Origin of the sequence: Panacibacter ginsenosidivorans (genome assembly GCF_007971225.1) — a bacterium.
Lineage (GTDB): Bacteria > Bacteroidota > Bacteroidia > Chitinophagales > Chitinophagaceae > Panacibacter > Panacibacter ginsenosidivorans.
The window spans coordinates 5496712-5508622 of the sequence record NZ_CP042435.1 but is presented as its reverse complement, the minus strand read 5'-3'; the positions used below and the strand labels follow the sequence as shown (position 1 = coordinate 5508622).

General features: G+C 38.2%; 11 protein-coding genes. 9 read left to right on the top strand and 2 right to left on the bottom strand.

Annotated features, from left to right (window positions below; genetic code table 11):
- Positions 1–95 precede the first annotated feature (95 nt).
- The 3 genes from FRZ67_RS23195 (at position 96) to FRZ67_RS23185 (ending at position 3599) form a co-directional block, all read left to right on the top strand.
- Positions 96–530, top strand: coding sequence for a FixH family protein (locus FRZ67_RS23195; RefSeq protein ID WP_147192942.1), 435 nt, complete (start codon positions 96–98; stop codon positions 528–530).
- A complete protein-coding gene (locus tag FRZ67_RS23190; protein WP_147192941.1) occupies positions 530–1240 on the top strand; it encodes a sulfite exporter TauE/SafE family protein in 711 nt (236 codons plus the stop codon). The genes FRZ67_RS23195 and FRZ67_RS23190 overlap by 1 nt, the downstream gene beginning before the upstream one ends.
- A gap of 109 nt (positions 1241–1349) precedes the next feature.
- Positions 1350–3599 carry a sigma-54-dependent Fis family transcriptional regulator gene (locus tag FRZ67_RS23185; protein ID WP_147192940.1) on the top strand — a complete coding sequence of 750 codons (2250 nt, stop codon included), beginning with the start codon at positions 1350–1352 and terminating at the stop codon, positions 3597–3599.
- Between the two features lie 103 nt (positions 3600–3702).
- Here the strand turns inward: FRZ67_RS23185 and FRZ67_RS23180 are convergent, their stop codons facing one another.
- Together FRZ67_RS23180 and FRZ67_RS23175 are read right to left on the bottom strand one after the other, a co-directional pair.
- Positions 3703–4473 carry a DUF1223 domain-containing protein gene (locus FRZ67_RS23180; RefSeq protein ID WP_147192939.1) on the bottom strand — a complete coding sequence of 257 codons (771 nt, stop codon included), beginning with the start codon at positions 4471–4473 and terminating at the stop codon, positions 3703–3705.
- Positions 4470–5126, bottom strand: a complete 657-nt coding sequence (locus FRZ67_RS23175) for a LysE family transporter (RefSeq protein ID WP_147192938.1) — start codon at positions 5124–5126, stop codon at positions 4470–4472. Before FRZ67_RS23175 ends, FRZ67_RS23180 begins: the two co-directional genes overlap by 4 nt.
- A 425-nt stretch (positions 5127–5551) precedes the next feature.
- Between FRZ67_RS23175 and FRZ67_RS23170 the strand changes: the two genes are divergently transcribed.
- The 6 genes from FRZ67_RS23170 (at position 5552) to FRZ67_RS23145 (ending at position 11864) form a co-directional block, all read left to right on the top strand.
- Positions 5552–5884, top strand: coding sequence for a thioredoxin family protein (locus FRZ67_RS23170; protein ID WP_147192937.1), 333 nt, complete (start codon positions 5552–5554; stop codon positions 5882–5884).
- Positions 5885–5922: 38 nt separating this feature from the next.
- Positions 5923–6141 carry a hypothetical protein gene (locus tag FRZ67_RS23165; RefSeq protein ID WP_147192936.1) on the top strand — a complete coding sequence of 73 codons (219 nt, stop codon included), beginning with the start codon at positions 5923–5925 and terminating at the stop codon, positions 6139–6141.
- A gap of 41 nt (positions 6142–6182) precedes the next feature.
- A complete protein-coding gene (locus FRZ67_RS23160) occupies positions 6183–6863 on the top strand; it encodes a Crp/Fnr family transcriptional regulator (protein ID WP_147192935.1) in 681 nt (226 codons plus the stop codon).
- Between the two features lie 77 nt (positions 6864–6940).
- Positions 6941–8170, top strand: a complete 1230-nt coding sequence (locus tag FRZ67_RS23155) for a glycoside hydrolase family 57 protein (protein ID WP_147192934.1) — start codon at positions 6941–6943, stop codon at positions 8168–8170.
- A gap of 20 nt (positions 8171–8190) precedes the next feature.
- Entirely contained in the window at positions 8191–9000 is an 810-nt protein-coding gene (locus FRZ67_RS23150; protein ID WP_147192933.1) for an SDR family oxidoreductase, read from the top strand.
- A 188-nt stretch (positions 9001–9188) separates the two neighbouring features.
- On the top strand, positions 9189–11864 hold the full coding sequence (locus FRZ67_RS23145; protein WP_147192932.1) for an MGH1-like glycoside hydrolase domain-containing protein: 2676 nt from the start codon (positions 9189–9191) through the stop codon (positions 11862–11864).
- Positions 11865–11911: the final 47 nt, after the last annotated feature.

Sequence of the window (11911 nt, the reverse complement as noted above, 5' to 3'; positions counted from 1 at the left end):
GCTGAAAAGTACAAGTGAGTGACACAACAGGCGATGCCACCAGTACAAAAGATAGCTATCAAAAAAGTTTTTATAAAATATTAAAATAGAAATGTATGACCTGGGGAAATAAATTGCTGATCGTATTTATTCTGTTCGGCACTTTAATAGGAACGCTTGTATATAAATGCATGCAACAAAATTTTGAACTTGTTTCAAAAGATTATTATGGTGAAGAGCTCCGTTACCAGGATAAAATTGATGGTGTTACTAATGCAAACAAACTAAGCGGGGTAAAGGTTACAGAAGATATTGCAGATGTTTCTATTCAATTGCCAAAGGAATTAAACGGCGCTGCACTTACAGGTGAGGCATGGTTTTATTGTGCAAACAATGCCTCAAACGATAGAAAGATCCCATTAAATATCAGTGACAGCGGAACAATGCTTATTGCAAAAAATAAACTGGCTAAAACAAAATACCTGCTAAAGCTTACGTGGGAATCTGGTAAAGAAAAATTTTACACCGAACAAAATGTTGAAGTGAAATAATGAGCTGGCAAATATTCATATCAGCTTTTAGTATTGGTCTGCTAAGCAGTTTCCATTGCGTGGGAATGTGCGGTGCCATTGCATTTTCGCTGCCAACACAAAACCTGCCACAACTAAAAAAAATAACTGCCATAGTTTTATATAATACCGGCCGCATTGTTACTTACGCAACGCTGGGAACGATATTTGGATTGGCAGGCAGACAAATTTATCTCGGTGGTTTTCAGCAGTGGTTCTCTATTATTGCCGGGTGCGTAATACTGGTGATAGCAATTCAATCATTGCTCAGATATTCCTTTTTTCATTTGCGTAGTTTTAATAAGCTAAACTTATTTGTGCAGCAGCTTGTTTCAAAATTTATAAACAACAGTTCTCTCAAAAGTGTTTTTCTGCTGGGTATGGCAAACGGGCTTTTGCCTTGCGGCCTTGTATACCTGGCTATAGCAGGCGCCCTGGGCACAGGCAGTGTTGATGGTGCTGCATTTTTTATGATGTCTTTCGGGCTTGGTACTTTTCCTGCCATGTTTGCACTTTCTTATTTTGGATTTTTTATAAACATCTCGGTACGTAACACCATCAAAAAAGCAGTGCCCTGGTTTATTGCTGCAATGGGTGCGCTGCTGATCGTAAGAGGAATGGGTTTGGGCATTGCATATCTCAGTCCCGAATTAACCAATACTGCGCAGCACACAATTTCCTGCCATAAATAATTCATACCAATGCACCACAAGGCGCATAACACACTCATTTGAAATTACAGTTATAAATTCCTTTGTTTAACTTTAGCTGCCGAACTAACCATTTTTATTAATCCGTTTTATGCAAAAAAATTCTTCTAAGGAGTTTGAAAAGGAACAGCTACTCTCCCATTTTACTATGGAAAATATCCATGAAGCTGTATTTTGGGTAGACTCTAAACAAAATATTTTCCTTGTTAATGATACGGCTTGCCAAATGACAGGTTATGCCAAAGAAGAACTTACAAAGAAAAAAGTAACAGATATTAATCCTACTGCATTAATGATGGATTTCCCCGCATTTTGGAATAGACTGAAGAAAGAAAAAAAAATAACCTGGGAATCTCAGCACCGTCACAAAACGGGTTACGTATATGATGTGGAAATAACCGGAAATTATATTGAGTTTGAGGGTAAAGAATATTCCTGCAGTATTGTAAGGGATATACACAAAAGAAAATTAGAAGAAGAATTACTGAGGACTATTTCCGAAGCCACATCCGGATTAATTGGAAAAGATTTTTTTGTACAGCTTGCCAAATATATTACACTTACACTTTCCATGCGTTACGCCTTGATAACAGAATGTGCCAACCACGAGAAAACAAGGTTACGTTCCATCTGCTATCTTGATAAAGATCAAATCCTCGATAATGTAGAATATGATACAGCAGGCACGCCATGCGAGATCATCATGCGTGGTGAAAATTATTTTACATCCAGTAAGTTACAGGAATATTTCCCTAAAGAAAAAGGTCTCGAATCTTACATAGGCGTGCCCATCTTTAGCCCATCTACAGGTGAAGTAATGGGGCATATCATTGCAGTAGACCCAAACCCAATAACGCTTGAGAAAAATCAAACGGCTGTTCTTAAAATATTTGCCAACAGGGCTGGTGCAGAACTTGACCGGCTTGCTGCGCAAAAGAAACTGGAAGAAGCAAATGCTCAGCTTAAGATCTTACTTAAAGAAAGTGAAGAACGTTTCCGCGATCTCTTTGAAGAAGCACCTATTGCTTACGTACATGAAGGCCTTGACTCAAAATTCATTAAAGCCAACAGGGCCGCATTACGCATTCTTGGCGTAAAACCTGAAGAAGTTCCTTACACTTATGGAAAAAAAATGGCGCCTGATACACCAGATGCGCAACGACGCATGGAAGAAGCTTTTGCATCTGTGGGCCGCGGCACTGACACAAGTGGCGTGGTACTTGAACTGCGCCGCCGGGACAATGGCAACCCAATCTGGATTCAATGGTGGTCAAATCCTGATATTGGCGGACAATTTACCCGCACCATGTTCATAGATATTACCGACAAGGTTTTAATGGAACAGGAACAGGTCCGTTTGCAGGCGCAGAACCAATACCTGCAGGATGAAATAAAAGTGAATTATAATTTTGAAGAGATCGTAAGTAAAAGCAAAAAATTTCATCGCATATTGCAACAACTAGAACAGGTAGCAGCCACTGATGCAACTGTTTTGATTCTCGGCGAATCCGGTACAGGTAAGGAATTACTGGCACGTGCAGTGCACAACATCAGTAACAGAAGTAAAAGGCCATTGGTAAAAGTAAACTGTGCCACCCTGCCTGCCAATCTTATAGAAAGCGAATTGTTTGGTCATGAAAAAGGTGCGTTCACAGGCGCTATGGATAGAAAGATCGGCCGCTTTGAATTGGCAGATGGTGGCACCATTTTTTTGGATGAAATTGCAGAACTCCCCTTCGATCTGCAGTCAAAACTATTGCGCATTTTACAGGAAGGTGAGTTTGAAAGATTAGGCAATCCAAAAACAATGAAAGTAAATGCACGCATTATTGCTGCCACCAACCGCAATCTTGAACAGGCCATTGAGAAAAAAGAATTTCGCGAAGATCTTTTTTACAGGCTTAATGTGTTTCCTATTATTAGTCCGCCGTTACGTGAAAGAAAAGAAGATATCCCTTTACTGGTAAAACATTTCTGCCAGAAGTATGAAGCAAAGATCGGGAAGAAGATCACACATATCCCTTCCAAAACAATGGATGCGTTGATGGAATACGATTGGCCCGGCAATATTCGAGAACTTGAAAATATTATAGAGCGTGCATTGATATTAAGTCGTGATGGCATTTTAGAACATGGCGATTGGTTACCTGCTATAAAAACTTCTTCCGCTAAAAGCAATGTAAAACACAAAATGGAAGATGTAGAGAAAGATCACATCATCGCTGTGCTCAATAAAACCAATTGGAAAGTAAGTGGCGAAAAAGGAGCAGCAAAAATATTGGGTTTAAATCCTACAACGCTTGAAGCAAGAATGAAAAAGCTGGGTATCAAAAGAGAATAATTTTTTGATACCAGCATTTGCTTTTCATAGCATCACCTGTTGCGTCGCAATCCTTTCATCGTTCGGTTATAAGGCATCTGCAACGTTTATCATATGAAAATTATTACTGAAGTAAGCTTTCTGTAACCGCTTTTACATGCAGATCATTTGCATCCTGCAAATAAGCAATCACCTTACAGTCCTTTGCCGACAAGCCTTTTGGAACATCAAGACTAATGCCGCCCTGCGATTGTTCATTAACATGTACTGTTTTAAAATCTCTCACAATATTTGTGTGTTGTAAAATATGTCCGCTGTTCTCTCCCCCTTTAACGGCTGTTTCTCCATGCAACTGAATAAGTGCAATATTCAGCAAAGCATTTGATGTTGTATCAACATTATAAGAAACACCAATACTTTTTTCATTTAACATTTTAGATTGCAGTGTTATAATTTGTGTAGCAGTATCTTTCAGTTCATGAAGAATATTACTGCGAATATTTGTTTCATCAGAACCAACCATTTCATGTCTTCCATTGATAATGACTTGTGGTGTATAAATAGAATTCAAATGAAACAATACAGCATACTTTTCCTGACGCCTGCTAAAAGTTGCATTGCTAAAACTATCTGTCCAGCCAAGCCTGTTCCAGTAATCTACATGAAACTCCAGCGCAAGTACCTTTTCTTTGTACTCCTTTGAAAGTTTCGCCAGCACTGCGTCTGCAGCCGGACAACTGGAACATCCTTCTGATGTAAATAATTCCAGCACCGCGAATCTATCACCGGCAGGCTCCAGCACGTTAGTTGCCTTATTCTTGGCTACAGACATATTACAGGCAACTGCTGCAAATAATAAAAACACTATGCCGGTAAATTTATTATTCTTCTTCATATGATCTGTGTTTTTAAAGGAAGCTTCTTACCCATTATTTTGTACAATTGTACTAAAGCAGTTATAAGCAATATGGTACCAACAATCCAGTTAACAATATTTTGTCTTTGTCCTGCCTGCTGAATAATATATTCTCCACCGTATACAAAAACAAGAAATCCCATCATTGTTCCAATACTTATTCCCGTTGCATAAATAACATAATTTTTTTTACCAGGTATCAATATCTTTTTATTGATCAATATTGTCGTCCATCCAATCCAGAATGGAATATGTAATGGGTTAAGGCTACTCAACAGCAAGCCAAATAAAAAGGGCGGAAGATGATAAGCAGTAAACACACTTGCACCAAAAGCTTTCATTTTATAGGCAGCTAAAAAACTTCCTGCCGCCATTACAAGAATAAGGATCATTGTTAACCATTCAAACAGCCGGAATATTTTTTGCCGCTTACATATCCAGTCCATTGCAACTAATACAAAACAAAGGCACCCGGTTTCTATACATAAACAACCTAATGAAAATAAAACACCTGCATACACATTTTCATTAACAGTGATGTTTGTTGCTGTAACATTTACAGTTCCCAAAGGCAAAGAACCAAGAAAGCTGATAAACATTCCCCAGAAAAATATTTTAAAAATACGACTCATGAAATTGGCTTTATTCTGTTAAAGAAAGAATAACCTGCTGCGATGAACTGAATACGTGCAGGAGGAAAAATCCTTTCAACTGTAATGCTATGAATATTATTCAATTCAAAAAGTCATATATAAGACTTTTTACCACTTGAATAAAGTGTAGGACGTATAAGAGTGCGACGCAACAAAAGCCTGATATATATTCATCACTCCGGCTCATAAACACCATCACAAACTTTATATTATCCCATCTTTTCACTCACAATATTTTGGGAAATTCCCAATATTTTGTGAAGACGATGTGCTTATTTGTTTGAAATTTGTTAAACCATAAAATTGCTGAAACCCTTTACTGTAAGGCATTTCAGCCTACTTCGTATTAGCGTTAAATTTTTTGGCACAGCAGTTGGCTATATACCGGCACAAACACAACCAAAATGAACCGGACGCTTTCAGGTATAGATTTTACAAACAGGATCATAAAAGGAAAAGGAATAGCTATAGTACAATTTAAAACAGAATGGAACGGCGGGTGCCAGATCATTGCCCCGATTTATGAAGAGCTGAGTAAGTCTTACGCATCAAAAGCAAATTTTTTTACCATTGATACGCAGGAGAATAATTTGATTGCAAAAGAGTATGGCATTATTGAACTACCTGCGATCTTAATTTTTAAGAATGGAGAATTGATAGATCACTTAATTGGATTGAAACCAAAAAATATTCTGATAACAAAAATTGAAAATGCAATTGCAGGTAATGAACAATAAAGTGTAATTAAAATTTACCAACAACTAAAACTGTAAACATGAAAAATAGTAACCGCAGGTTTATCAAAGACGAATGGAACATTTTTGAAAATCTTTCACAAACACAAATGAAACAGTTATGTCTTGGTGAAATAATATTCACGGACGTTACGGGTTTCCTGTTTATAAGCAAACATTTTAGCAGCTGTAAAAAGCTAATTCCAAGGCAACAACTTTACAACAGCATGAAAGAAACATTAATGCTTTCTCAAAACTAATCATACCAAACACGGATCATTTACACTAAAAACCATCTATCATGTACGAAGAAGTAAAATACATTTATCTAAAGAGTCACCCCTTGTTTGCAAATGCAGGTGAGCAACTTACTAAAGATGCAACTGCACTGATGAAAGTAAGAACCATCAGCAAAGGTGAAAACATTAATTATGGTGAAGGTGCTTACAGCAAGATATACCTGCTAATACAAGGCAAAATAAAACTTTCTGATTTCAGTGATTCAGATGATGAACTGATCAAGGACATCCTTACCGCACCGGATATCTTCGGAGATCTTAGTTTAAGCAACAACAAAACTGTAGATGAGTTTGCAGAAGCACTTACTGCAAATACGGTTATCTGTTGTTTTAATGCAGCAGATTTTAAAAAATTACTACAGGAGAATCCAATGATGGCATTGAGTTATGCCAATATGGTAAACAATAAACTGAAGAAACTGGAAAGCCGTCATTCTGATCTTGTATTCTGCGATGCAAAAGCAAGACTGATCCGCTTTATTAAGAATTGGGCAACAACGGATGGCAATCGTATGGGCAATAAAATAGTGCTGAATAACTATTTAACGCATAGTGATATTGCTGCAGTAATAGCTACATCAAGGCAAAGTGTAAACGTATTATTCAATGAATTGAGAGATTCAGGCATGTTATTTTACAACCGTAAAAAAATCGAGTTAAATGATCAATTCATCCGGAACTAATATCTGTTGTTAATTATCATTTCGCTGACAATTCAGGGCCTCTGCTATTACTACTTTTACAATGCTTAATACAATCTATGTCTTCCGTTTGCTTATTCTTTAAAGTGCACCATCCTTTTCAATTAAAACAATACAGCTCAAAAGAAGTGGGTGTAAGTCACTGTTATGAAGACGCAACGGCTGATGTAGCTGCGATCGATACTTTAGCAGATGCCTGTTATTTACCAGCCAACAAGATCATTTTATCTGCCATCATTAAACATGCGGGTAAATTCAAAGTCAATTTTTCCTTAAGTGGTGTATTGATTGATCTGCTACAAAAACACAGGCCCGATGTGATTGATTCTTTTAAAGAACTGGTTGATACAGGCTACGTAGAGATACTGGCAGAAACGTATTATCACTCCTTAAGCTTTTTACATTCTAAAAAAGAATTTGACAGGCAGGTTGAAAAACATAGTCATTTAATTGAAGAAATTTTTGGAATGAAGCCCGGTGTATTCCGTAATACAGAACTGATTTATAATAACAATCTGGCAGCACATATTTCTGCGCTTGGTTATAAAGGCATCTTATGTGAAGGAATTGAAAGGTTACTAAAAGGCAAAACAAATAATAAGATATATAAAGCACCGGGGATTGATAGCTTTGGTTTACTGCTGCGGAATTCTGTTTTATCAGATGATATTTCTTTTCGTTTTAATGATGCATCGTGGAATGAGCACCCTTTATCTGCTGATAAGTTTGCGGAATGGATTCATGCCCATCCCGGTGAGACAGATATTATTAATCTCTTTATGGATTACGAAACATTTGGTGTGCACAAAAAAGAAAGCTCAGGCATATTTGATTTTCTGGAAGCTTTACCGGCAGAGGTTTTGAAAGAAACGAGTTTTGATTTTGCAACCGCTTCAGGTGCCATAGATAATTATGAAGCTTTAGATGTGTATGATGTACCGCACACCATTTCATGGGAAGATAAAACAAAAGAATGTTGTGTATGGTGCGATAATATGATGCAGAATAACACACTTAAAAAAATTTATAGCCTGGAGAAAATGGTAATGTATACAAATGATCCGTATTTGCTGGAAGTATGGAGCAGATTACAGGCTGCTGATTATTTTTATTATATGGCCAATAAGAATTGCAACAATAGCCATCATTACCCTAATCCTTTTGAGACTGCTGAGGATGTTTATAAATATTACACTAACATTATAACAGACTTTGAAATTTCATTGATCAAAAAAGCATTGGAAGGAAAAGAATTTGCAACATATTCTTCCATAGGAACACTCTATTAACAATAAAACAAAATACAAACATGGATAAAAAATTAAACGGACAAATAGCTATCATTACCGGTGCCAGCAGTGGCATAGGTGCAGGATGTGCAAAGGAAATGGCTAAAGCCGGTGCAACTGTAATAGTTAATTACCCGGTAGCCGGCGCAAAACCTATGGCAGATGCAGTTGTGGCAAATATTACAGCAGCAGGTGGTAAAGCAATCTCTTATCAATGCGATGTAAGTAAAGAAGATGAAGTGATAAAAATGTTTACAGATACTATTGCTCAATTTGGCACAGTTGATATACTGGTAAACAATGCAGGCCTCCAGCGTGATGCAAAATTTGTAGAAATGACATTGGAACAATGGAACTTTGTATTAGGCGTAAATCTTACCGGGCAGTTCCTTTGTGCAAGGGAAGCCATCAAAGAATTTTTGAGAAGAGGTATTGATGAAACTAAAAGCAAAGCAGCAGGAAAAATTATTTGCATGAGCAGTGTGCATGAAGTTATTCCATGGGCCGGCCATGCAAATTATGCAGCCAGTAAAGGTGGCGTGATGTTAATGATGAAAACCATTGCCCAGGAATATGCGCCAAAGAAAATCCGCATCAACAGTATTGCGCCGGGCGCAATTGCAACGCCTATCAATCATGATGCATGGGACACGCAGGCGCACCTGCAGGAATTACTCAAACTCATTCCTGAAAAACGCATCGGCCAGGTAGAAGATATTGGTAAAGCTGCGGTGTTTTTAGCAAGCGATGACGCGGACTATATTAACGGCACTACCTTGTTTGTGGATGGCGGAATGACTTTATACCCGGGCTTTGAGGATAATGGATAGAAATATATAAGCACTTATATTCTTTAGCAGGAAATTTATTTACCCGGCCGTTGTATACTATGGCACCACCTGTTGCGTCGCACTCTTGTACGTTTTGTTCATTGCTCATCATTGTTCAGAACGTACAAGTGAGTGACACAAGCAAAGCATCATAGCATAACAAAAGCTCACTACATAAAAATAAAAACATGAACAGCGAACAGCATCGTTTGCAAAATCCACTTTGGAAAAAATGGGGCCCATATTTAAGTGAACGTCAATGGGGCACTGTACGTGAGGACTACAGCGAGTATGGTAATGCCTGGGATTATTTTCCGCACGATCATGCACGCAGCCGTGTGTACCGCTGGGGCGAAGATGGTATTGCAGGTATCAGCGATGATATGCAACGCATTTGTTTTTCTATTGCCATGTGGAATGGAAAAGATCCCATTTTAAAAGAGCGTTTGTTTGGGCTTACAGGCAATGAAGGTAATCATGGTGAAGATGTAAAAGAGTTATATTACTATCTGGATAATACGCCTACGCATTCTTACATGAAACATTTGTATAAGTATCCACAGGCAGTATTTCCTTATGCTGATCTTGTAAATACAAATCGCAACCGTAACAAATTTGAAAAAGAATATGAATTGCTTGATACGGGCTTGTTTGACAATGGAAATTATTTTGATGTATTTACAGAGTATGCAAAAAATACAGAAGAAGATATCTGCATTCGTATCACCGTACATAACCGCAGTAAGTCTGCGGCTTACATAGCTTTACTGCCAACGATCTGGATGCGCAACCACTGGAGTTTTGGATTAATGCATCAGAAACCTTTTATCGCTCTTAGAGAAATGAATGACAGGTATGGCATGGCAGAAGTAAATCATTATTGGGTGGATGAATATCATTTATATTTTGAAAAACCGGATAGAACTTTATTCACCGAAAATGAAACCAACAAAGAACGTTTATACGGCACACCCAATGAAAGCCCTTTTGTAAAAGATGCATTTCATCATGCAGTTATAAATAATGATTACAAATTGCTGCAAGGCAAAGAGTCTGGCACCAAATTTTCGCCGTTGTATCATCTGAATATTGCCGGAGGTTCATCCGAAACGATAAAGCTTCGTTTGAGCAAGCATGTATTAATGCATGAAAATCCATTGGGGGATGCATACGATTTTATTTTTGAAGAGCGTGTACAGGATGCAGATGAATTTTACAATAATATTCATACTACAAAAGACGAGGATCTGCGTAACATACAGCGCCAGGCATTTGCAGGTATGTTATGGAGTAAACAATATTTCAACATAGATATTCCGCGGTGGCTGAACGGAGACGAAGGGCAGCCACCACCACCTGAACAGCGCAAGCATGGACGCAATCATAAATGGCATACACTCAACAATGAAGATATTATTTCTATGCCCGATAAATGGGAATACCCGTGGTATGCCGCATGGGACCTGGCTTTTCATTGTGTGCCACTTTCTATGATCGATCCGCAGTTTGCCAAAGACCAGCTTATACTTTTTTTGCGTGAGTGGTACATGCATCCCAATGGACAATTGCCTGCATACGAATGGGCCTTTAGTGATGTAAACCCTCCTGTGCATGCATGGAGTTGTTTGCAGGTATATAAAATGGATAAAGCAAAAACAGGCAAAGGAGATATTGATTTTCTTGAAAAGGTTTTTCAAAAACTACTCATCAATTTTACCTGGTGGGTTAACCGAAAAGACCATCATGGCAAAAATGTTTTTGAAGGAGGCTTCTTAGGTCTTGATAACATTGGCGTATTCGACCGCAGCAGTGCAATTCCAGGTGGAGGCATGTTAGAACAAGCTGATGGAACCAGCTGGATGGCGATGTATTGTTTGAATATGTTGGAAATGGCGCTTGAAATTTCGCAGCACAATCCCAATTATGAAGATGTAACCACCAAATTCTTTGAGCATTTTATTTATATAGCAGAATCACTTAATCGCCTCGGTGAAGATTGGACGGGAAGCTGGGATGATGAAGAAGGATTTTTTTATGATGTACTCTCAATGCCCGGTGGCAAATATATTCCTGTGAAAGTAAGAAGCCTTGTTGGCCTGAGTACTTTGTTTGCTGTGTTTGTTTTGAAAAAAGATCTGCTCGATAAAGTACCGGAGTTTCACCGAAGGTTAAAATGGTTCCAGAAATATCGTGAGCATAACCAGCAATATTTAGTGATCGAAGAATTAAAAGATCATGACGATATTTTATTATCACTCGTGCCAAGAAAAAGATTAGAAAAATTATTGAAAGCATTGCTGGATGAAAATGAATTTTTAAGCAAGGGCGGCATACGTTCTATTTCAGAGATTCATAAACATGGTTATCACGTAACAATAGATGGGCAGGAATTCGGCTTGGATTATCAGCCAGGTGAAGGAACCAGTTCATTGTTTGGCGGCAATAGTAATTGGCGCGGCCCTGTGTGGATGCCGATGAATTATTTACTGGTGCTGGCTTTGCAGCAATATTGCGATTACTACAAAGGAGAATCAAAAGTTGAATTGCCAACAGGCTCGGGAAATATAGTTAAGATAAGAGATGTGGCGAATGACATTGCAAACCGGCTGGTTTCAATTTTTAGAAAGGATGAAAATGGTAACAGGCCTGTGAATGATAACTATGCACTGTACCGCGATGATCCACATTTCAAAGACCTTGTTTTATTCTATGAATATTTTCATGGAGATACGGCACGCGGTGTTGGCGCTTCACATCAAACAGGCTGGACGGGTGTTGTGGCAGAACTGATACAAAGAATATCAACACCTCTAATAGAAAATACAGAAGAAAAAATTATGAGCCCTGCAGCAGAACAGGTATGATGCTTTTGTTGCGTCGCACACTTGTGCTGAATAATGGGTTTCAGCAA

Coding starts and splice junctions, on each gene's coding strand:
- FRZ67_RS23170 (WP_147192937.1), top strand. CDS start 5,552: ATGAACCGGACGCTTTCAGGTATAGATTTTACAAACAGGATCATAAAA.
- FRZ67_RS23180 (WP_147192939.1), bottom strand. CDS start 4,473: ATGAAGAAGAATAATAAATTTACCGGCATAGTGTTTTTATTATTTGCA.
- FRZ67_RS23160 (WP_147192935.1), top strand. CDS start 6,183: ATGTACGAAGAAGTAAAATACATTTATCTAAAGAGTCACCCCTTGTTT.
- FRZ67_RS23185 (WP_147192940.1), top strand. CDS start 1,350: ATGCAAAAAAATTCTTCTAAGGAGTTTGAAAAGGAACAGCTACTCTCC.
- FRZ67_RS23145 (WP_147192932.1), top strand. CDS start 9,189: ATGAACAGCGAACAGCATCGTTTGCAAAATCCACTTTGGAAAAAATGG.
- FRZ67_RS23165 (WP_147192936.1), top strand. CDS start 5,923: ATGAAAAATAGTAACCGCAGGTTTATCAAAGACGAATGGAACATTTTT.
- FRZ67_RS23175 (WP_147192938.1), bottom strand. CDS start 5,126: ATGAGTCGTATTTTTAAAATATTTTTCTGGGGAATGTTTATCAGCTTT.
- FRZ67_RS23190 (WP_147192941.1), top strand. CDS start 530: ATGAGCTGGCAAATATTCATATCAGCTTTTAGTATTGGTCTGCTAAGC.
- FRZ67_RS23150 (WP_147192933.1), top strand. CDS start 8,191: ATGGATAAAAAATTAAACGGACAAATAGCTATCATTACCGGTGCCAGC.
- FRZ67_RS23155 (WP_147192934.1), top strand. CDS start 6,941: ATGTCTTCCGTTTGCTTATTCTTTAAAGTGCACCATCCTTTTCAATTA.
- FRZ67_RS23195 (WP_147192942.1), top strand. CDS start 96: ATGACCTGGGGAAATAAATTGCTGATCGTATTTATTCTGTTCGGCACT.